Consider the following 19529-nt stretch of genomic DNA (forward strand, 5'->3'; position numbering starts at 1 on the left):
CGTGGTGGGTTGAAGGAGTACAAACTATAAGTTAGCCACAAACTTTTCGTAAGTACGTACAAGAAGGTAAGCGCCCATGACGATCCCCCGCAAGCCGCGCGGCACCCGCGCCCCCGCCAGCGCCCTGCTGGATGCCCGCCGAGGCGACCTGCTGGCCGAGGCCTGCCCGTCGCGCGAGGTGCTCAAGCACGTCACCAGTCGCTGGGGCGTGCTGGTGCTGATCGTGCTGGAAGGCGGCACGCACCGCTTCAGCGAACTGCGCCGCAGCATCGGCGGGGTCAGCGAGAAGATGCTGGCGCAGACGCTGCAATGGCTCGAAGGCGACGGCCTGGTCGAGCGCATCGCCTACGACGTGGTGCCACCGCATGTCGACTACAGCCTGACCCCGCTGGGCGTCGAGGCGGCCGAGAAGGTGCGCCAGCTGTCCGACTGGATCGAGATCAACCTGTCGCGCGTGATGGCCGCCAAGGCCGAGAAGGACGCGCAGGCGGCCTGAGCCCGACCGCGCGGCGCATGTTGCATCTGCAAGATGGCGCCGCCTGCCTGGGGCAGAGAATCGGCGCTCGCCCGCACCGGCCCGCCGCCCCTGACGACCCGCCATGACCCGCACCCGGACCTTCTTCACGCGCACCGTCGTCGAGGCCGGCGGCAACCGCTGGGACTGGGCCCTGCTGCCGATCGTGCTGGGCCTGCTGGTGGCGATGGCCTACGGCGCTCGCCAGATGGCGGTGCCCTACCAGGTCGGCCAGTCGCTGCCGCTGTCGCTGGACATCCGCGAGCTGCCCTACGACCTGCTGCGCACGACGCTGCACATGTTCCTGGCGCTGGCCTGCTCGCTGCTGTTCGCGGTGACCTTCGCGGTGCTGGCGACCCGCTCGCGCACCGCCGAGCGGGTGCTGGTGCCGCTGCTGGACATCCTGCAGTCGATCCCGATCCTGGGCTTCCTGTCGATCACCATCACCGGCTTCATCGCGCTGTTCCCGGGCAACCTGTTCGGCGTCGAGTGCGCCGCCGTGTTCGCGATCTTCACGTCGCAGGCGTGGAACATGGCCTTCAGCCTCTACCAGTCCTTCAAGACCTTGCCGGTCGAGCTGGCCGAGGCGGCCGAGGTGTTCCAGCTGTCGGCCTGGCAACGCTTCTGGCGCCTGGACCTGCCGCACGCCACGCCCGCGCTGCTGTGGAACATGATGATGTCGATGTCGGGCGGCTGGTTCTTCGTGGTCGCCTCCGAGGCGATCTCGGTGTCGGGCCAGGACATCAAGCTGCCGGGCATCGGCTCGTACATCGCGCTGGCCATCGAGGCGCGTGACCTGCACGCGATCGGCTGGGCGGTGGCCGCGATGGGCGTGGGCGTGCTGCTCTACGACCAGCTGTTCTTCCGGCCGCTGCTGGCCTGGGCCGACAAGTTCCGCTTCGAGGAGACCGGCTCGACCGACGCGCCCCGTTCGTGGCTGCTGGACGGCTGGCGACGCACCCGGTGGCTGCGTGCGTTCGGCGCCTGGCTGGTGCGCCCGCTGGACCGCTCGATCGGCCTGCTGGGCCGGCGCCACGACGGCACCTCGATCCGGGCCCGGACGCGCACGCCGCGATGGCCCTGGGCGCGCATCGCCGACGCGCTGATCGCCGCCGCCGTGCTGATCGCGCTGTGGCAGCTGGTCGCCTTCATCCACACGGAAGTCGGCTGGCGCGAGGCCGGCCACGTCTTCGCGCTGGGCGCCCTCACGCTGCTGCGCGTGACCGTGCTGATCGTGCTGGCGGCACTGGTCTGGGTGCCGATCGGCATCCGCATCGGCCTGGACCCGCGCCTGGCCGGCCGGGTGCAGGCGCTGGCGCAGTTCCTGGCGGCCTTCCCGGCCAACCTGATGTTCCCGGTCGCGGTGATGCTGATCCTGCGCTGGCGGCTCGACCCGGACATCTGGCTGTCGCCGCTGATGATCCTGGGCACGCAGTGGTACTTGCTGTTCAACGTCGTGGCCGGCGCGTCGACCATCCCGACCGAGCTGCGCTATGCCGCCGCCAACCTGGGCCTGCGCGGGCTGCTGAAGTGGCGCCGCTACCTGCTGCCGGCGGTGTTCCCGAGCTTCGTCACCGGCGCCATCACCGCCAGCGGCGGCTCGTGGAACGCCAGCATCGTCTCGGAGGCCGTGCGCTGGGGCGACACCTCGCTGCAGGCGCACGGGCTGGGCGCCTACATCGCGCAGATGACCGCCATCGGCGACTTCCCGCGCATCGCGCTGGGCATCGGCGTGATGTGCGTCTACGTCATGACCCTGAACCACTTCGTCTGGCGCCGGCTGTGGCGGCTGGCCGAAGACCGCATGCATTTCTGACCCGCCACGATCGCCCCGCACATGAACCTGCCCATCGTCGAACTGCGCCGCGTCGGCAAGGCCTTCAAGGCCGCCGACGGCGCGCCCCGCACCGTGCTGGCCGACGTCGACTTCGCGCTGCGCGAGCACGAGATCGTCGCGCTGCTGGGCCAGTCCGGCTCGGGCAAGTCGACCCTGCTGCGCATCATCGCGGGGCTGATCCCGGCCGATCGCGGCGAGGTGCTGTACCGCCAGCAGCCGCTGCACGGCACGGCGCGCGGCATCGGCATGGTGTTCCAGTCCTTCGCGCTGTTCCCGTGGCTGACGGTGCAGCAGAACGTCGAGCTGGGCCTGGAGGCGCGCGGCCTGGCGCCGGCCGAACGCGAGCGCCGGGCCGCCGCCGCGATCGCGCTGATCGGCCTGCAGGGCTTCGAGGGCGCGCTGCCGCGCGAGCTGTCGGGCGGCATGCGCCAGCGCGTGGGCATCGCCCGGGCGCTGGTGGTCGAGCCCGACGTGCTGCTGATGGACGAGGCCTTCTCGGCCCTGGACGTGCTGACCGGCGAGCGCCTGCGCGACGAGATCCTGGCGCTGTGGACCGCCCGGCAGATGCCGACGCGGGCCATGCTGATCGTCTCGCACAGCATCGAGGAGGCCGTGATGATGGCCGACCGGGTGCTGATCTTCGCCAGCGACCCGGGCCGCGTGCGCTACCAGATGAGCGTGGGCCTGCCGCGTCCGCGCGACCCCGACAGCGCCGACGTGCGCGCGCTGGTCGACGAGATCTACGGCGTCATGACCGCCGGGCGCGTCCGCCCGCTGCCGGCCACGGCGCCCGAGCCGGCGCCGGCCGATGCGGCCACGCCGCAGGCGCTCGACGAGGCCATGCCGCTGCGGCTTGACCACCGCCTGCCGCAGGCCGACATCGGCCGCATGGAAGGCCTGCTGGAGCGTCTGCACGCGGCGCCGTTCCACGGCACGGCCGACCTGCCGCGCCTGGGCGAGGACACCGAGCTGACCGACGAGGACCTGCTGCCGCTGACCGAGGCGCTGGCGCTGCTGGGCCTGGCGCAGCTCGAACGTGGCGACCTGTCGCTGACGCCGCTGGGCCGCCGTTATGTCGAGGCCGAACACGCCGAGCGCCAGAACCTGTTCGGCCGCCAGCTGCTGGCCCAGGTGCCGCTGGCCGCCCACATCCACCACAGCCTTCACCAGGAGCCCGGCCGCGAGCTGCCGGAAGGGCCGTTCCTGCACCTGCTGCGCGACAGCCTCGATGCCGAGGAAGCCGAACGTGTGCTGCGCGTGGCGATCGAGTGGGGCCGCCACGGCACCGCCTACGACTACGACTACCGCACCGGCCGGATCCAGCTGCCGGAAGGCCCGGCGCGGATCACGCCGGACACGACGCCCGGTCCGGGCGGCTGATCAGCGCCGCGCCGGCACCTGCTCGAAGAAGGCCTGCATCACCTCGTTGGCGTCGAGCGCCTGCGACGCGCCCGGCTTGCCGCGCCGGACCTGGTCGGCGCCGGGCCACGAATGGCCGCCGGTCTCGGTCACGCACAGCTGCACCGGCACGCCGTCGGCACAGCCGGACCAGGCCTCGCAGCGCGCGCCATCCACCTGCAGCACGGTGCGCGGCTGCGGCTCGCAGCGGTCGCGCCGGACCCAGTTCGCCATCGTCTGCGGCACCGAGACGAAGTCCATCACCTGCGAGCGGTCGCGGAACGCGGCCGGCCCGGCACCGCCGTCGAACAGCACGTGGTCATCGTCGCGGGCATGGAGATGCAGCACGGCCACCGGGCGCGACGGGCGGCAGTCGGTCATCGCGTCGGTGCCGGCCACGGCGGCAATGGCGCTGAAGACGTCGGCCGCCTCGCAGGCCAGCCGGTGCGCCAGCATGCCGCCGTTGGACATGCCGGTCGCGCGGATGCGCCCGGCGTCGATCGGCAGGCGCGCCTGCAGCCGCGCCACCACCGCGCGAATGAAGCCGACGTCGTCGATCTGGCGGTCACGCGCCGCGCCGCAGCAGCCTCCGGCGTTCCAGGTCGCCAGCCGGCCTCCGGGCAGGCGGCTGAAACCGTTCGGGAAGGCCACGACGAAGCCGTGCCGGTCGGCGGCGCCGACCAGGCCATAGCGGGCCTCGTCGGCCATCAGCGCCGCGTGGCCGCCACCGCCGTGCAGGGCCACCAGCAGCGGCAGCGGCTGGCCCGGATCGGGCCGTGCCGGAACGTGCACGATGACCTTGCGGTCCCGGCCGTCGTGCGTGACCTCGATTTCCTGGGTGCCGGGCCGCAGCGGCAACTCGGCCGCGCGGGCGGTCAGGCCGACGAGCAGGCCCAGGACGACGACGGGCAGCAGCAGCCCGATGCGGAGGAGCGGTGAGAGGCGCATCGCGCAAGTCTGCCGCGCGCCGCACCCGAGGTGCCGGCCGCTCGGCGATCATCGGCGCCATGAACGTGAATCCTGACGAGCCGGATCAAGCAGCCGGGCCGGCCCCCGACGCGGGAACGGCGCCCCAGTCCCGCAACCCGCTGCACGGCCTGACGCTCGAACGCATCGTCACCGAACTGTCCGAGCACTACGGCTGGGACGGCCTGGGCCAGCGCATCACGCTGCGCTGCTTCACCAGCGAACCCAGCGTCGCCTCCAGCCTGAAGTTCCTGCGCAAGACGCCGTGGGCGCGCGAGAAGGTCGAGAGCCTCTACCTCTTCATGCTGCGCGAGAAGAAACGCGGCGCCAGCGCCCCGCCGCGTCCGAAGGGCCCGGCGCGTGGTGCCGGCCCGCGCCGCGAGCGTCCGACGGCGCCGCGCAGCACCGATCGACCCTTCCTCAAGCCGCGCTGAACGGAGCCCGCCGATGTCGCTGAACGCCTGGCTGCTCTACCTCGTCGCCGCGATCGGGCTGTCGCTGACGCCCGGCCCGAACAGCCTGCTGGTGATGACCCACGGCGCGCTGCACGGCAGCCGCAAGACCACCTGGACGGTGGCCGGCGGCTCGGTCGGCTTCGCCGCGCTGATCGCCCTGTCGATGCTGGGCATCGGCGCGCTGCTGCAGGCCAGCGCGCATGCGCTGACGGTGCTGAAGCTGGTCGGCGGCGGCTACCTGGTGTGGCTGGGCATCCAGCTCTGGCGCGCCCCGCCGATCCACCTGCAGGCCGATGCCGCACCGGGTGATGCCCGGCCGGCGACGCTGTTCCGGCAAGGCCTGCTGACGGCGGCCTCGAACCCCAAGGCGCTGCTGTTCTACGGCGCCTTCCTGCCGCAGTTCATCGACCCGGGCCGGGCGCTGGCGACGCAGTTCGTCGTCATGACCGCGACCTTCGTGGTGGTCGAGGTGATCGTCGAGATGGTGCTGGCGCTGCTGGCCCAGCGCATCCGCGTGCTGCTCGAACGGGTCGGCAAGACCTTCAACCGCACCTGCAGCGGCCTGTTCGTCGCGATGGGCGTGGCCTTGCCGATGACGCGCTGAAGGCCGGCGCCGGACGCCGTTCAGCTCGCGCGCTTGAACACGCTCAGCAGCGCGGCGGCGGCCACGAAAAGGGTGCCGAAGACCCGGTTGGTGGTGCGCACCTGCGCCGGGCTGCGCAAGGCTCCCAGCACCCGCGCGGCCAGCGCGGTGTAGCCGGCCATCACGACGAGGTCGGTGAACACGAGCGTCGCGCCGATCACCGCGTACTGCGGCGCCAGCGCCGCCGCCAGGTCGAGGAACTGCGGCACCACGGCCAGCAGGAAGACGGTGCCCTTGGGGTTGACCGCGTTGATCATCCAGCCACGCAGCACCAGCGCACGCGGGTGCGCGGCGGCGGTCGCGGCGTCATCGGCACCGGCGTCGACCTTGCCGGCCGGCTCGGCCACCAGCGGCCGGGCGGGCGCGCGCCACTGCTGCACGCCCAGCCACACGAGGTAGGCCACGCCGGTCCACTTGACGACCTGGAAGAACGCGGTCGACGTCGCCACGAGCGCGCCCAGGCCCAGGCCGACGACCACCAGCTGCGTCAGGATACCCAGCACCAGCCCGAAGGTCAGCACGTAGCCGCGCCGGAAGCCGTGGGACAGGCCCGCACCCATCGCCGCGACGGCACCGGCGCCGGGCGAGAGGCTGATGGCCCAGGAAGCGCCGAAGAAGGCGAGCCAGGTGGAGAGTTCCATGTGATGGGGCTGCGGCGGCGCAGCGGTCAGGGGGGTGGCGGGGGAACAGCGGGCCGCGATCGTGCCACGAGCGCCGCAGACCTCAGTCCTGCGGCGCCCGGAGCCCCGCCTCGAAGTCGTCGATCGCCTCGGGCCGGCCGAACAGGTAGCCCTGGAAGTGGTCGCAGCCGCCGGCGACGAGGAACTCGCGCTGGGCGGCGGTCTCGACGCCTTCGGCGATCACGTCGAGCCCGAGGTTGCGGCCCAGCGTGATGACGGTGCGCACGATGGCCGCGTCGTTGTCGTTGGCCGGCAGCGAGCGCACGAAGGACTGGTCGATCTTGAGCTGGTCCAGCGGCATGCGCTGCAGGTAGGCCAGCGACGAGAAGCCGGTGCCGAAGTCGTCCAGCGCGAAGCTCACGCCGATGGCCTTCAGGCGCCGCATGTGGTCGACCACGCGCTCGACGTCGTGGGCCAGCGCGCTCTCGGTCAGCTCGATCTTCAGGCGCCCCGGCGCCGCGCGGTGCTCGGACAGCGTCCGTTCGACCTGGGCGACGTAGTCGGGCTGGATGAACTCGCGCGCGCTGACGTTGATCGACAGCACCAGCTCGCGCAGCGCCGGTTCCTGCGACCAGCGGCTGATCAGCCGGCAGGCGGCGTCGAGCACCCAGGCGCCGAGCGGCAGGATCAGGCCGGTCTCCTCGGCCAGCGGGATGAACCGCGCCGGCGAGACCAGCCCCATCTCCGGGTGACGCCAGCGCACCAGCAGTTCCGCGCCGATCACACGCCCCTGCAGGTCGACCTGGCGCTGCAGCACCGCATGCAGCTGGCCCGGCACGGCCTGGCGCAGCTCGCTCTCGAACTGCACGCGCTGGTCGAGCGCGACCTGCATCGAGGTGTCGAACAGGCAGACCTTGTCGTGGCCCGGACGCTTGGCCTCGAACATCGCGACCTCGACCTGCTGCAGCACGTCGGCGGACGTCAGCGGCTGGGCGCCGAAGCTGCGCACGCCGATCGAGGCCTGGACATGGCTGCGTTCGCCGGCCAGTTCAAGCGGCCGGCGCACCAGCGCCAGCAGGCGTTCGGCGTGTTCGCGGGCCCGCGCGCAGGCGCCGGCCTCGTCGTCGGCCAGGTCGGGCAGCAGCAGCACGAACTCGTCACTGCCCATGCGGGCCAGCGTGTCGCCGGGCCGGACCGCTTCGGCCAGCCGCCGCGCCAGCGTCGTCAGCAGCAGGTCGCCGACCTCGTGGCCGCGGGTGTCGTTGAAGTCGCTGAAGCCGTCGAGGTCGAGCATCAGCACGGCGCCGTGGCCGGGCCGGGACAGCGCCTGGTCGAGCCGCTCGCGCAGCTGGCGGCGGTTCGGCAGGCCGGTCAGGACGTCCTGGAAGGCCAGCTGGTGCATGACCTCGCCGACCAGGCCGGTCTCGTCGCGCGGACCGGCCGCCGGCGGACGCGCGCCCCGGGCCGGGCGGTGCCGCCGCGCTGCATCGGCCAGCTCGACGATCGGACGGACCACGCGCCCGGAGATCAGCCAGGCGACCGCGCCGAAGCCGAGTGCGGCCAGCAGGCTCACCCAGACCATCAGCCGGCGGCTGTCGTGGATGGGGGCGTAGGCACTGCGCAGCGGTTCTCGCACCACCACCACCCAGGCCAGGCTGGCGTCGACGTCCCGGACCGGCACCGTGGCCCGGGCCGACAGGAAGCGGGCGGCGTCGGCCGGGTCGGCCTGCAGCGCGGCCAGCGTGGCGTGCCTGACCGAGGCCGGCCGCATCAGCAGGTCGCCGGACGGATTGGCGATCAGGACCTCGAACGGCGTCGAACGGTCCAGGTCGGCCAGCGCGCTCGTCACGATGGCCTGGGCCCAGTCCCAGAACAGGTGGGCCCCGAGCACGCCCTGGACCTCGCCGGCGGCATCGCGCACGGGCACCGCCACGTCCACGAAGCGGGGCGGCTCGCCCGACGGCGTGGGCGGCAGGTGCGGCGCCAGCAGCTTGGCCAGGTGCGGATCACCGAGGAACGGACCCTTCAGGCCGTTGGCGAACCACGGCCGCTCGCTGACGTCGACCCCTTCGAGCAGGCCGCCGCTGGCCGCCACGACCCTGCCGTCGCGGCGGGCGTAGCCGAGCCAGGCGTAGTCGGGCTGGCGGCCCTTGAGGCGGTTGAACGGGGCGCGGATCTCGTCAGGCGACGTCAGCCGGGCGCTGCTGATCAGGTCGGCCAGCAGCGTGACCTCGTGCTGCCGGTTCTCGAGGTCGTCGACCAGCGAGGCGGCGACCCGATGGGCCGTCAGGTGCAAGGTGTCCTGGACGTTGAGGCGCGCGGCGCGTTCCCAGCGCCATTCCATGCTCAGCGTCACCAGCGAGCCGAACACGATGCCGGCCAGCGCCATCACCAGCGAGAAACGGGCGCGCACGCTGTGGGCCGGCGACAGGGTGTGCAGGAGGGTGCGCTGGGACGAGGGCATCGGACGATGGGCGGCGATCGGGCAGGTGCCCGACGGTCGGTGGATGGACAAGGCTTCGACGGTCCGGTCATGGTGCCGCCGCCCCGAGACCCTGGGAAGGCGGTGCGCCACCGAACGCCCGCACAACGTGTCTTTGCAGACGCTTCAGGCGCAGGTGTCCGGCCGACGCTTGATTTTCATCAACTTCAAGGGGTGATCAACCGCAGGTCGAAGACCCGTTCGACCAGCCACACCAGCGCCAGCGCCAAGGCCAGCCAGGAGCCGCCGACCAGCACGCCGCGCTGGTAGAAGGGGGTGTGGCGGGCCCGGAAGGCGAGCGGCAGGAACAGCGCGACGATGATGATCTGGCCCAGTTCGACGCCGATGTTGAAGCCCACCAGCGACAGCGCCAGGTTCTCGCGCGACAGCCCCAGGCCGGCCAGCACGCTGGCGAAGCCGAAGCCGTGGATCAGGCCGAAACCGAAGGCCGCCAGCCAGCGCCGCTCGCGCACGATCGGGTGCAGGTTGTTGGCCGCCGCCAGCACGACGGTCAGCGCGATGGCCGACTCGACCAGCCGCGACGGCAGCGAGATCCAGCCGAAGGTGGCCAGGCTCAGCGTGATCGCATGGGCCGCCGTGAAGGCCGTGACCACCGCCAGCACGCCGCCACCCGCCGTGCCGAAGCCCTCGACGCCGCGCCAGCGCCGGCCTTCGCGCACCAGCACCGCCGGCAGCAGCAGCGCGACCAGGAACAGTGCGTGGTCATAGCCCAGCCAGATGTGCCAGACGCCTTCGACGATGTACTGCCGCAGCGTGGTCCAGCGCGACAGCCGGGCCCCGTCGACACGCTGTTCGGGCCGCTCGGGCGAGAACACCAGCGACTGCGCCGCGCCGTCCAGCGTCAGGCGGACCAGGCCACGGTGCAGCGCGTCCTGCTCGAACAGCAGCCGGTAGCCGACCGCCAGCGGGCCGGCGTCGTCGCTGCAGGTACCCGACAACGGCAGCACCGCGTAGGTGCCGTCGGTGTGCGTGTCGACCTGCAGCGTGCCGACCGCCAGCCGGCACGGCTCGGCGGTGCCGATGCCGCGCTGGAGCGTCAGGTTGCGCAGCGCCCAGCCGGCCAGCGCGTCACGGCGCTGGCGCAGCTCGCCCCAGGTGATCTGGCCGTCGTCGTTGGCGTCCAGGCCGATCGCCACGTCGACGTCGCGCAGCGCCACGTCGAGCTGACCGCTGACCTGCGCGCCCTGCACGTCCAGGCTCAGGTAGGCGTCGCTGGCCTTGTGGGCCTGCGCGGCACCCGACCCGACGAGCGCCGCCAGAAGCAGCACGGCACGCCACCACGATGTCAGCGTCATGAGCCGCCCAGTTGTCGCGCCAGCGTACGCAGGCGCGGGTCCTCGAAACCGCTGCGGCGCAGCCAGTCGATCGCCGGCCGGGCGGCGGCCGGGTCGCGTGCGGCCAGCGCGCACTCCAGCAGCACCCGCGCATCACGCGGCTCGCGCTGGACCTCGTAGTTGGCCCGCGCCAGCGCCAGCGCGCGGGCAGGGTCGCCACGCAGGCCGCGCCAGTAGCGCGCCTCCTCGGCCCGGTGGGTGGTGTCGCCGCGCTCGCCGGCAGCGGCGAAACGTTCGGCCAGCGCGTCCAGCCGGGCCTGGGCGCCGGGCTGCTTCAGCGCCACCTCGGCCTCGGCGATGCGCAGCAGCAGCGGATCGGCGTTGTCCCAGCCGGCCAGCAGGCGCAGCACCTCGGCCGGCCGGCCCTGGTCGAGCAGGAAGTCGGCATGGGCGGCCAGCAGGTAGGCATCGTCCAGCCCGAGCTGGCCGGCGGCGCGGTACAGCCGTTCGGCCTCGGCGACCTGGCCGCGCCAGCCGGCGACCTCGGCGCGGCGGGTCAGGAACCACAGCCGTGTCTCGGGCAGCGCGGCCTCGGCCTCGGCCCTTGCAAGCGTGCGTTCGGCCTGTGCCAGCTGGCCGCCGTAGGCCTGCGCCAGCCCCAGGCAGGCGGCCTGCAGGATGTCGCGCTTCAGGCGGCCCAGCGCATCGCACTCCGCCTTCGCGGCGACCAGGTCGGCCTGCACCAGGAAGATCGCACCGCGCCAGGAATGGGCCTCGGCCAGCGTCGGATCACGCCGGAGAGCCGCGGCCAGATCGGCCAGCGCGCCGTCGAAGTCATGCCGGTACTGGCGCAGCTGGCCGCGCAGGCTGAGCCAGGCGGCGGAGGTTTCGGCGATGGCCGTCGGCACGCGCCGCAGTTCGGCTTCGGCCTGGCCGACCGGGCGCGGATCGCCTTGCGCCATGGCCTGACCGAAGAGGTACTCGGCCAGACGCAGCGAGGCGTCGAGACTGACCGGTTCACGCCGCGCCGCCAGCCGCAGCGCGGCCAGCTCGCCGCGCCCGCCCGCACCGGCCTGGATCGGCAGGCGTTCGAGCACCTCGGCATCGTCGGTGGGCGTGCGTGGCGCCGCCTGCACCGGATCCAGGCCCAGCAGGGCCAGACACAAGAGAAAACCCGTCGACAACAAGGAGATCGGCTGGGTTCTCATGCGTGGCTATATTAGCGACGCGGTTTGAAGAGACCTCTTCCTGCCGACGAGAAACCCCTTCCTTTCCACCCCCGTCACGAGGAATCCCTTCAGATGAAAAAGTACCTGTCGCTGTTTGTCGCCGCGCTGATGGCCACTGCATCTGTCACCGCGTTCGCTGGTTCCCACGGCGGTGCGCCGAAGGATTGCAAGAAGGACGACGCGCGCGCCGAATGCAAGAAGATGGAAGACAAGAAGTAAGGCTCTCGCCTTTTTCGTGTCATCCGGAAAGCGGGCTTCGGCCCGCTTTCTTCATGGCGCCGCCGAAACCCGTTCGGCGATCGCCAGGCCCATCTCGGTGGTCGACGCCGAGCCGCCCAGGTCGGGCGTGCGCGGCCCCGTCGCCAGCACCTGCTCGATGGCCCGGACGATGTCGTCGTGGGCCGCGCGGTGGCCGAGGAAGTCCAGCATCAGCGCGGCCGACCAGATCATCGCCACCGGGTTGGCGATGTTGCGGCCGTAGATGTCCGGCGCCGAACCGTGCACCGGCTCGAACAGGCTGGGCCAGGTGCGGTCGGGGTTGAGGTTGGCAGACGGCGCCAGGCCGATCGTGCCGGTGCAGGCCGGCCCCAGGTCCGACAGGATGTCGCCGAACAGGTTGCTGGCGACGACCACGTCGAAGCGGTCGGGCTGCAGCACGAACCTCGCCGACAGGATGTCGATGTGCTGGAAGTCGACCGACACCTGCGGATAGCGCGCGTGCATCTCGCGCGCCCGGGTGTCCCACCACGGCATGCTGATGGCGATGCCGTTGCTCTTGGTGGCGACCGTCAGGTGCCGGCGCGGGCGCTGCATCGCCAGCTCGAAGGCATGTTTCAGGACCCGGTCGGTGCCGTGGCGGCTGAAGACCGATTCCTGGATCACCAGCTCGCGTTCGGTGCCCGCGAACATCACGCCGCCGAGGTTGGTGTATTCGCCCTCGGTGTTCTCGCGCACGACCAGGAAATCGATCTCGCCGGGCCGGCGGTTGGCCAGCGGGCAGGGCACGCCCTCGAACAGGCGGACCGGGCGCAGGTTCACGTACTGGTCGAACTCGCGCCGGAACTTCAGCAGCGAGCCCCACAGCGAGACATGGTCCGGCACCGTCGCCGGCCAGCCGACCGCGCCGAACAGCAGCGCGTCCATGCCGGCGAGCTGCGCCTTCCAGTCGGCCGGCATCATCTCGCCGGTGCGCTGGTACCAGTCGCAGCTGGCCCAGGCGATGTCGGTCAGCTCCAGCGCGATGGCATGGCGCCGGGCAGCGGCCTGCAGCACGCGCAGGCCTTCGGGCATCACCTCCTGGCCGATGCCGTCACCCGGGATGACGGCGATGCGATGGGGTCGGTTCATGGCGGGCTCCGATGTCGTGGCTCGATGATGGCGGGTCGATGACGGGCCAGTCTAGGCTGGTCAGAATCCGGTCACGCCGCACCTCCAACACGACCTGAAGGCCCCCGCCATGACGCACCCGACGCCCGCCCCGATCGTCCTCGTCCACGGCGCCTGGGGCGGGGCCTGGATCTGGCGTCGTGTGCTCGCACCGCTGCGTGCGGCCGGCCACGAGGTCCATGCGGTGACGCTGACCGGCGACGGCGACCGGGCCCATCTGCGCCATGCCGGCATCCGGCTGAAGGACCATGTCGACGATGTCGTCGCGCTGGTGCGGGCCGAGGAGCTGGACGGCGTCATCCTGGTCGGCCACAGCTATGGCGGCATGGTGGTGACCGGTGCGGCGGACCGGTTGTCCGCGGTGGCGTCGGGCAACGTGCGCGGCCTCGTGCGCGGCATCGTCTACGTCGACGCGATGGTGCCGCTGCCCGGCGAAGGCTGGGGCGAGCAGCACGCGCCCGAGGTCGTCGCCGCCCGCACCGCCGCCGCGCGGGCCCACGACCATGCGCTGCCGCCGCCCGATCCGGCCGACTTCGGCATCACCGGGGCCGACCGCGACTGGCTGATGCGCCGCCAGGTGCCGCACCCCTTCGGCCCCTACCGCGACCCGCTGGCCTTCGACGGCGCACGCTGGGCGGCGCTGCCGCGCCTGTTCATCGACTGCCACGCGCCCGCCTACCCGACCATCGCGGCGATGCGCACGCGGGTGCGCGAGCTGCCCGGCTTCGAGGTCCGCGAGCTCGCCACCGGCCATTGCCCGATGGTCACCGAGCCGGCCGCACTGGCCGCCGAACTGCTGCGCTTCGCGGCGCGCTGAGCCCGCCGGCCGCGCGCGGTTCGTTCCGACGCACGCGGCGCACCAAGGCGGCGCAGGCCGCACCAATGCCAGACCTGGGCCAGACCCGGGCCAGTCCCGGCCCCCGGCCGCGCCGGGCACGCGCCTTGCAATCTCTCCGCACCGGGAAGCGACCTCACGTCGCCACCAGGGTGGCTAGGGTTCCGGCCGGTCGAGGCAGACCGGTGACTGGTCCGAGAGCCACCGGCCTCAAGGCCCGGAGCGCTCGCGCGCTTCGACGGACCTCAGGCTCCACGGCGGGACAAAAGCCCGGGAGGACCCTCGCGACGCGAGGTGGCTTCCCCGAACCATCGGCTTTTGTCATCCACCCCGCTTGGAGCCCCTCATGCCCCTGCTGCGCCCCACCCCCCGCACCCGCCGTTCCACGCTCTCGGCCCTGGCGGCCGCCGCGCTGGTCGCGTCCTTCGGTCTCGCGCTGGCACCGGCCGCCCAGGCCGCGCCGGCCACGGTCAAGATCGGCACCACGGTGTGGATCGGCTACGGCCCGTTCTACGTCGCCGAGGCGCTGGACCTGTTCAAGAAGTACAACGTCAAGGTCAAGCTGCAGACCTTCAACGACCCGGCGCTGCTGCTGCCCGCGATGGCCGGTGGCGCCGTCGACGGCGTCGTCGCGACCTACGACCAGGTGATCGGCGAGGTGGCCCAGGGCCGCTCGGCCAAGGTCGTCATGCCGATCGACTATTCCAACGGCGGCGACGCGATGCTGGGCGATGCCAGCATCAAGGGCGTGGCCGACCTGAAGGGCAAGTCGGTCGCCTTCAACCCGCTGTCGCCGTCGGACTTCCTGCTGGCCTACGCCATGTCCAAGGCCGGCCTGACCGAGAAGGACATCAAGCCGGTCAACATGACGCCCGAGGCGATTCCCGCCGCAATGGCATCGGGCAAGGTGCCCGTGGGCGTGACCTACGAACCCAGCGTGTCGCAGATCCTGTCGCAGGGCGGCGGCAAGAAGTTCAAGGTGGTGTTCTCGTCCAAGGACGCACCCGGCCTGATCGCCGACGTGCTGGTGTTCCCGGACAAGGCCATCAAGGCCCGCCCGGCCGACGTCAAGGCCGTCATCTCCGGCTACCTCGACGGCCTGGCCTACATGAAGGCCAAGCCCGACGAGGCCTACAAGCTGATCGGCAAGGCGATGGGCCTGAAGCCCGCCGAGGTCAAGGAGCAGCTGGCCGGCGTCTACAACATCCCCCTGGCCGAGATGGGCAAGGCCTTCGTGGCGGGGCCGGAGACGACGTCCTACTACGCCAGCGGCGCGGTGATCGGCAAGATCCTCAAGGACAAGGGCCAGATCACGACCATCCCGGCGACCGAGGCGACCTTCGACGCCCAGTTCGTCAAGGCCCTGGCGCCCTGAGCCGGAGCGTCGCGTGAGCCACGTGATGCCGCTGAAGCAGGCCAGCGTCTGGCGCCATGCCGATGGCGCCCTGCCCAACACGCTGGCGCTGGGCTGGTTGCTGTCGTGCTGGGCTGCCAGCCTGGCGATGCTGGTGACGGGGCCAGCCTGGCTGCGCGTCGCCGGCACGCTGGGACTGGCTCACGCGATGATCCTGTCGGCCTACTTCCTGCACGAGTTCGCCCACCACAGCATCTTCCGCAACCCGGCCGTCAACCGGCGCTGGGGCGAGGCCATGAGCTGGCTGGTCGGCAGCGCCTACGCGCGCTTCGACGACCTGCGCCACAAGCACATGCGCCACCACGTCGACCGGGCCGACATCATCAGCTTCGACGTGCGCCGCTTCCTGCGCGAAGGGCCGGCCTGGCGACGCCGGCTGGTGCTGGCCTGCGAGTGGGCGCACCTCCCGGCGGTCGAGGTGCTGATGCATGGCTACGTCATCGCGCAGCCCTTCCTGATCGAGGAAAGGCGTGATCGCCGGCCGCGCGTGATCGGCGTGCTGGTGGTGCGCCTGACGGCCTTCGCGCTGCTGGCCTGGGGCTCGGTCTGGGCGCTGGTCGGCTACGGCGTCGCCTGGCTGCTGATGGTCACGGTGCTGCGGTATGCGGACGCCTACCAGCACACCTACGAAGGCTATTCGCTGCTCGACCCGAAGGCGCCGCTGCCCCCGGTCGCCGACGGCGCGCCGCCGCGCGACCACGCCTACGAGCAGCACAACACCTACAGCAACTTGGTGTCGACACGCTGGCCGTGGCTGAACCTGCTGCTGCTGAACTTCGCCTTCCACAACGCCCACCACGAGCGCCCGGTCGAGCCGTGGTACCGCCTGCCGGCGCTGCACGCCGCCCTCTACCCCGAGGCCGCCGGCGACCCCGAAGGCCACGCGCAGACGCTGCCGATGGCGCGTTACCTGCGCAGCTACCACCGGCATCGCCTGAGCCGCGTGCTGGACGACGACTACGGCGTGGTCGGCAGCGGCCCGGACCGCGCCGACGGCTTCCGCGGCGCCTACGGCGTGTCCTTCCTGACGGCTGTCTGAGATGCCCTCCACCCTTGCCACCCTCGCCACCCCCGCCACCTTCTCCATCGAGGCGGTCCCCGCCCGGCTGCAAGGCCTGTGGCGCCGCACCCGTCTGCGCGTGCCGGCCGGCAGTGGCGCGACGCTGGACGACCAGGGCACCCAGGTCTGGTGGCTGCAGACGCCGCACTGGCATGCCGACCTGCGCGTGCCGGCCGACCGGCCCGACTACACCGGCGTGTCCTCGCTGGCCGATTGCAGCGTGCCGCAGCTGCGCTGGCTGCTGACGCAGGAAGGCTTCGCCGGCATCACGCGGGTGGAAGGGTTCGACGGCGACACCGTCGCGGCCTGCCGCTGGCATCGCCTGATCGACCATGCCGAGAGCCGCATCGCGGATGTCGGCGGGCTGCGCTTCGATGTCGACGGCCTGGACGAGTGGGGCCTGGAGGCCGACTACGACGAACGCTGGGTCGCCGGGGACGACGGCATCGGCTGGTCGGCCGAAGGCTCACGCGATGAGCCACCCGGCACGCGCCTGAGCCGGCTGCGCATCCGCGTCGGCCGCTGGCAGATCACGCTGCGCGCGCGCCAGCTCGACGCGGCCAGCACGCGCACGGTGCGCCATGCCGTCGCGACCGACCAGGGCATCGCCCGCCATGCGCTGATGGCCGCCGCCGACTGCGAGATCAGCCTGGCCGAACAGGTCGACGGCGACTGGCGGGTGCGCCGCTCGACCCTGCCGTGGCTGGAGGGCCTGCCGCCACGCGACGCCGGCCCCTGGCGCGCGCTCGAACCCACCGACATGCCCGTGTTGACCGGCCTGCCACGATGAATCCTGCCCTGACCCCGCCGCCCGACCGACCGCGCCCGACCCGGCTGTGGCAGGTCCGGCAGGCCATCCCGACCCGGGCCTACTGGGCACTGGCCCTGATCGGCCTGCTGCTGCCGCTGCTGGGCTGGATCGCGCTGACGCTGCGCGAGGACAACGACCCGGTCTTCATGCCCGGCCCGTGGAGCGTCGTGCAGCGCGCGATCACCTGGGCGGTCGACGGCGACCTGGCCGGCGACGTCGGCATCAGCGTCTACCGCGTCGTCACCGGCTGGGCCCTGTCGGCCGTGCTGGCCTTGCCGCTGGGCCTGCTGATCGGCAGCTACCGGGGCGTGCAGGCGCTGCTGGAGCCGCTGACCGACTTCATCCGCTACATGCCGGCGGTGGCCTTCATCCCGCTGGTGATGCTGTGGTTCGGCATCGCCGAAAGCTCCAAGGTCGCGGTGATCTTCATCGGCACCTTCTTCCAGATGGTGCTGATGGTGGCCGAGGACGTGAAGCGCGTGCCGATGTCGCAGATCGAGGCCGCGCAGACCATGGGCGCGACCCGCCGCGAGCTGCTGGAACAGGTCATCCTGCCGTCGGCCAAGCCGGCCCTGCTCGACACCCTGCGCGTGACGATGGGCTGGGCCTGGACCTACCTCGTCGTGGCCGAACTGGTGGCCGCGAACTCGGGCCTGGGCTATTCGATCCTGAAGGCGCAGCGCTACCTGCAGACCGACCAGATCTTCGCCGGCATCGTGCTGATCGGCGCGATCGGGCTGGCGATGGACCAGGGCTTCCGCTGGCTGCACCGCCGGGCCTTCCCCTGGCTGGTGACGCGGCACTGAGGCGTCGCCCAGGACGACAGGATCACGCGATGAGCCACCCCAACCACCCCCACGACCTCCCCCACGACCACGACCACATCCGCTGCAGTGGCCTGTGGAAACACTTTGGCCACGGCAGCACGCGCATCACCGCGCTGCAGCAGATCGACCTGGGCATCGGGCGCGGCGAGTTCGTCACGCTGGTCGGCGCCTCGGGCTGCGGCAAGTCGACGCTGCTGCGCACGATCGGCGGGCTGGAAAGCCACGATGCCGGCGAGCTGCAGGTCGACGGCCAGGCGGTCGACGGCCCCGGCCCGGACCGCGCGATGGTGTTCCAGCACTACAGCCTCTACCCGTGGCTGACGGTGATCGACAACATCAAGTTCAGCCGCCGGCTGGCCGTGCACACCCGCGAGCGCACCAGCGCCGACGTGGAAGCCGCCTCCGGCCGGGCCGATGCGCTGCTGCGCCTGATGGGGCTGGGCCATGTGGCGCACGCCTATCCGGGCCAGCTGTCGGGCGGCATGCAGCAGCGCGTGGCGATTGCCCGCGCGCTGATGAGCCGACCGCCGGTGCTGCTGATGGACGAGCCCTTCGGCGCGCTCGATGCGCAGACCCGCGAGGTCATGCACGACCTGATCCTGCACGTGCACCGGCTGGAACGGACCACCATCGTCTTCGTCACGCACGACGTCGAGGAGGCCCTCTACCTCGGCCAGCGTGTCGTGCTGATGGCGCCGCGCCCCGGCCGCATCGACAGCATCCACACCGTGCCGCTCGGCGCGCGTCGCAGCCAGGACATGAAGCTCGCGCCCGAGTTCGTCGCCCTCAAGCGCGTCGTGCTCGACCGCATCCGCGCCACCTCCGGCATGCAGACCGACCACGAGCTGCTCGAACAGCTGTCGCAGGCCGCGACGCTGGACCAGACCCGCTGACCCGCCCCGCCGACCTGATCCGCAAACCCTCGCCATGACCGCACCGCTGCACACCCTCGACAACCCGCCGCCGACCGCGCCGGTCGACGCCCCGCCGCTGTGGCAACGCTTTGCGCCGGAGCTGCCGGCCGACCGTGTCGTCTGGAGCGAGATCGTGCCCGGCGGCGGCCACTGGAGCTGGCGCCTGAGCCGCGGCATGGCGCTGCGCTTCGTCGCGCTGGACGAACGCGCCAACTGCTCCGTCGTGCTCTATGCCGCGCACGACCGGCTGGAGCGCTACAACATGCCCGACAGCCTGAAGGCCCAGCACACCGCTCACTACAGCACCGGCCATGTGCTGATGAGCGACATGGGCCGCGCGCTGGCCTCGTTCACGCACGACACGCTCGGCTGGCACGACCCCTTCGGCGCGCTGCTGGACACGCCGACGATGGAGGCCCGGTACGGCGTCCAGCGCTACGAGACCCACCGCAACGCGATGCACCGCAGCGGCCGCGACGGCCTGCTGATCGAGACCGGCAAGCACGGCCTGACGCTGCGCGACCAGATCGCCCCGGTCAACCTGTTCAGCCGCGTGACGGTCGATGGCCACGGGCGTTTCGCCTTCGACGCCGAGCGCGCGGTGAAGGGCAGCGCGGTCGAGCTGCGCATGGACCTGGACGTGATCGTCGCCATCAGCACCGCCCCGCACCCGCTCGACCGGCGGCCCGGCTACGCGCCCGGCAAGGTCGGCATCGCGGCCTGGCGACGCGGCCCCGCCGCACCCGACGACGTCTGCCGCCAGCACCGCCCGGAAGGCGCCCGCGCGCTGCACAACAGCGACATGTTCGCGCTCAGCTGAGCCCCGGTCGCCACGAGGAGAAC

At 71.9% G+C, this 19529-nt stretch carries 18 protein-coding genes, 1 pseudogene and 1 riboswitch; of the genes and pseudogenes, 13 read left to right on the forward strand and 6 right to left on the reverse strand.

All coding sequences use genetic code 11. The features are described 5' to 3' along the window. Window positions 1-76 precede the first annotated feature (76 nt). The 3 genes from ACWA7K_RS17870 to ACWA7K_RS17880 all read left to right on the forward strand — a co-directional run bounded on the left by ACWA7K_RS17870 (window position 77) and on the right by ACWA7K_RS17880 (window position 3731). Window positions 77-496: a winged helix-turn-helix transcriptional regulator gene (locus ACWA7K_RS17870; RefSeq protein WP_456162825.1), complete on the forward strand. Its 420-nt coding sequence runs from the start codon at window positions 77-79 to the stop codon at window positions 494-496. 103 nt (window positions 497-599) lie between these two features. Continuing rightward, the gene (locus ACWA7K_RS17875; RefSeq protein ID WP_456162827.1) at window positions 600-2330 is read left to right on the forward strand and encodes an ABC transporter permease; all 1731 of its coding nucleotides are present in this window, start codon (window positions 600-602) and stop codon (window positions 2328-2330) included. Window positions 2331-2351: 21 nt separating this feature from the next. Beyond that, on the forward strand, window positions 2352-3731 hold the full coding sequence (locus ACWA7K_RS17880; protein WP_456162829.1) for an ABC transporter ATP-binding protein: 1380 nt from the start codon (window positions 2352-2354) through the stop codon (window positions 3729-3731). Here ACWA7K_RS17880 and ACWA7K_RS17885 read toward each other — a convergent pair whose 3' ends face one another. Then, complete coding sequence (locus ACWA7K_RS17885) at window positions 3732-4697, reverse strand: alpha/beta hydrolase family esterase (RefSeq protein ID WP_456162831.1); 966 nt, start codon at window positions 4695-4697, stop codon at window positions 3732-3734. Window positions 4698-4756: 59 nt separating this feature from the next. Here ACWA7K_RS17885 and ACWA7K_RS17890 point away from each other — a divergent pair. Both ACWA7K_RS17890 and ACWA7K_RS17895 read left to right on the forward strand, forming a co-directional pair. Further along, window positions 4757-5047: pseudogene (locus ACWA7K_RS17890) on the forward strand (VF530 family protein); the annotation flags it as partial. 115 nt (window positions 5048-5162) lie between these two features. Further along, a complete protein-coding gene (locus ACWA7K_RS17895) occupies window positions 5163-5774 on the forward strand; it encodes a LysE family translocator (RefSeq protein ID WP_456162833.1) in 612 nt (203 codons plus the stop codon). 20 nt (window positions 5775-5794) lie between these two features. Here the strand turns inward: ACWA7K_RS17895 and ACWA7K_RS17900 are convergent, their stop codons facing one another. The 4 genes from ACWA7K_RS17900 to ACWA7K_RS17915 form a co-directional block, all read right to left on the reverse strand. Continuing rightward, the gene (locus ACWA7K_RS17900) at window positions 5795-6454 is read right to left on the reverse strand and encodes a LysE family transporter (RefSeq protein ID WP_456162835.1); all 660 of its coding nucleotides are present in this window, start codon (window positions 6452-6454) and stop codon (window positions 5795-5797) included. Between the two features lie 82 nt (window positions 6455-6536). Next, entirely contained in the window at window positions 6537-8897 is a 2361-nt protein-coding gene (locus ACWA7K_RS17905; protein WP_456162837.1) for a putative bifunctional diguanylate cyclase/phosphodiesterase, read from the reverse strand. Between the two features lie 185 nt (window positions 8898-9082). After that, on the reverse strand, window positions 9083-10231 hold the full coding sequence (locus ACWA7K_RS17910; RefSeq protein WP_456162839.1) for a HupE/UreJ family protein: 1149 nt from the start codon (window positions 10229-10231) through the stop codon (window positions 9083-9085). Next, complete coding sequence (locus tag ACWA7K_RS17915) at window positions 10228-11418, reverse strand: hypothetical protein (RefSeq protein WP_456162841.1); 1191 nt, start codon at window positions 11416-11418, stop codon at window positions 10228-10230. Before ACWA7K_RS17915 ends, ACWA7K_RS17910 begins: the two co-directional genes overlap by 4 nt. Window positions 11419-11511: 93 nt before the next feature. On the opposite strand from ACWA7K_RS17915, the gene ACWA7K_RS17920 reads away from it, so the two are divergent. Then, complete coding sequence (locus ACWA7K_RS17920; protein ID WP_456162843.1) at window positions 11512-11658, forward strand: hypothetical protein; 147 nt, start codon at window positions 11512-11514, stop codon at window positions 11656-11658. 51 nt (window positions 11659-11709) lie between these two features. Here the strand turns inward: ACWA7K_RS17920 and ACWA7K_RS17925 are convergent, their stop codons facing one another. Further along, a complete protein-coding gene (locus tag ACWA7K_RS17925; RefSeq protein ID WP_456162845.1) occupies window positions 11710-12786 on the reverse strand; it encodes a tartrate dehydrogenase in 1077 nt (358 codons plus the stop codon). Window positions 12787-12895: 109 nt separating this feature from the next. Between ACWA7K_RS17925 and ACWA7K_RS17930 the strand changes: the two genes are divergently transcribed. The 7 genes from ACWA7K_RS17930 to ACWA7K_RS17960 all read left to right on the forward strand — a co-directional run bounded on the left by ACWA7K_RS17930 (window position 12896) and on the right by ACWA7K_RS17960 (window position 19506). Continuing rightward, window positions 12896-13642, forward strand: coding sequence for an alpha/beta fold hydrolase (locus tag ACWA7K_RS17930; protein ID WP_456162847.1), 747 nt, complete (start codon window positions 12896-12898; stop codon window positions 13640-13642). 163 nt (window positions 13643-13805) lie between these two features. After that, window positions 13806-13939, forward strand: a riboswitch (guanidine-I (ykkC/yxkD leader). A gap of 67 nt (window positions 13940-14006) precedes the next feature. Further along, window positions 14007-15035, forward strand: a complete 1029-nt coding sequence (locus ACWA7K_RS17935) for an ABC transporter substrate-binding protein (RefSeq protein WP_456162849.1) — start codon at window positions 14007-14009, stop codon at window positions 15033-15035. 13 nt (window positions 15036-15048) lie between these two features. Beyond that, entirely contained in the window at window positions 15049-16113 is a 1065-nt protein-coding gene (locus tag ACWA7K_RS17940) for a fatty acid desaturase family protein (RefSeq protein WP_456162851.1), read from the forward strand. 1 nt (window position 16114) lies between these two features. Beyond that, complete coding sequence (locus tag ACWA7K_RS17945) at window positions 16115-16924, forward strand: hypothetical protein (protein ID WP_456162853.1); 810 nt, start codon at window positions 16115-16117, stop codon at window positions 16922-16924. Continuing rightward, window positions 16921-17751 (forward strand): ABC transporter permease, encoded by an 831-nt coding sequence (locus tag ACWA7K_RS17950; protein WP_456162855.1) that lies wholly within the window; start codon window positions 16921-16923, stop codon window positions 17749-17751. The genes ACWA7K_RS17945 and ACWA7K_RS17950 overlap by 4 nt, the downstream gene beginning before the upstream one ends. Window positions 17752-17780: 29 nt before the next feature. Beyond that, entirely contained in the window at window positions 17781-18665 is an 885-nt protein-coding gene (locus ACWA7K_RS17955) for an ABC transporter ATP-binding protein (protein WP_456162857.1), read from the forward strand. A gap of 34 nt (window positions 18666-18699) precedes the next feature. After that, window positions 18700-19506, forward strand: coding sequence for an urea amidolyase associated protein UAAP1 (locus ACWA7K_RS17960; RefSeq protein ID WP_456162859.1), 807 nt, complete (start codon window positions 18700-18702; stop codon window positions 19504-19506). The last annotated feature ends 23 nt before the right edge of the window (window positions 19507-19529 follow it).

Source organism: Leptothrix mechoopdaensis (SeqCode) (genome assembly GCF_053893855.1).

What these genes read in the sequence shown, in the direction of transcription:
- ACWA7K_RS17870 (WP_456162825.1), top strand. Translation starts at nt 77, where the DNA reads ATGACGATCCCCCGCAAGCCGCGCGGCACCCGCGCCCCCGCCAGCGCC.
- ACWA7K_RS17875 (WP_456162827.1), top strand. Translation starts at nt 600, where the DNA reads ATGACCCGCACCCGGACCTTCTTCACGCGCACCGTCGTCGAGGCCGGC.
- ACWA7K_RS17880 (WP_456162829.1), top strand. Translation starts at nt 2,352, where the DNA reads ATGAACCTGCCCATCGTCGAACTGCGCCGCGTCGGCAAGGCCTTCAAG.
- ACWA7K_RS17885 (WP_456162831.1), bottom strand. Translation starts at nt 4,697, where the DNA reads ATGCGCCTCTCACCGCTCCTCCGCATCGGGCTGCTGCTGCCCGTCGTC.
- ACWA7K_RS17895 (WP_456162833.1), top strand. Translation starts at nt 5,163, where the DNA reads ATGTCGCTGAACGCCTGGCTGCTCTACCTCGTCGCCGCGATCGGGCTG.
- ACWA7K_RS17900 (WP_456162835.1), bottom strand. Translation starts at nt 6,454, where the DNA reads ATGGAACTCTCCACCTGGCTCGCCTTCTTCGGCGCTTCCTGGGCCATC.
- ACWA7K_RS17905 (WP_456162837.1), bottom strand. Translation starts at nt 8,897, where the DNA reads ATGCCCTCGTCCCAGCGCACCCTCCTGCACACCCTGTCGCCGGCCCAC.
- ACWA7K_RS17910 (WP_456162839.1), bottom strand. Translation starts at nt 10,231, where the DNA reads ATGACGCTGACATCGTGGTGGCGTGCCGTGCTGCTTCTGGCGGCGCTC.
- ACWA7K_RS17915 (WP_456162841.1), bottom strand. Translation starts at nt 11,418, where the DNA reads ATGAGAACCCAGCCGATCTCCTTGTTGTCGACGGGTTTTCTCTTGTGT.
- ACWA7K_RS17920 (WP_456162843.1), top strand. Translation starts at nt 11,512, where the DNA reads ATGAAAAAGTACCTGTCGCTGTTTGTCGCCGCGCTGATGGCCACTGCA.
- ACWA7K_RS17925 (WP_456162845.1), bottom strand. Translation starts at nt 12,786, where the DNA reads ATGAACCGACCCCATCGCATCGCCGTCATCCCGGGTGACGGCATCGGC.
- ACWA7K_RS17930 (WP_456162847.1), top strand. Translation starts at nt 12,896, where the DNA reads ATGACGCACCCGACGCCCGCCCCGATCGTCCTCGTCCACGGCGCCTGG.
- ACWA7K_RS17935 (WP_456162849.1), top strand. Translation starts at nt 14,007, where the DNA reads ATGCCCCTGCTGCGCCCCACCCCCCGCACCCGCCGTTCCACGCTCTCG.
- ACWA7K_RS17945 (WP_456162853.1), top strand. Translation starts at nt 16,115, where the DNA reads ATGCCCTCCACCCTTGCCACCCTCGCCACCCCCGCCACCTTCTCCATC.
- ACWA7K_RS17950 (WP_456162855.1), top strand. Translation starts at nt 16,921, where the DNA reads ATGAATCCTGCCCTGACCCCGCCGCCCGACCGACCGCGCCCGACCCGG.
- ACWA7K_RS17955 (WP_456162857.1), top strand. Translation starts at nt 17,781, where the DNA reads ATGAGCCACCCCAACCACCCCCACGACCTCCCCCACGACCACGACCAC.
- ACWA7K_RS17960 (WP_456162859.1), top strand. Translation starts at nt 18,700, where the DNA reads ATGACCGCACCGCTGCACACCCTCGACAACCCGCCGCCGACCGCGCCG.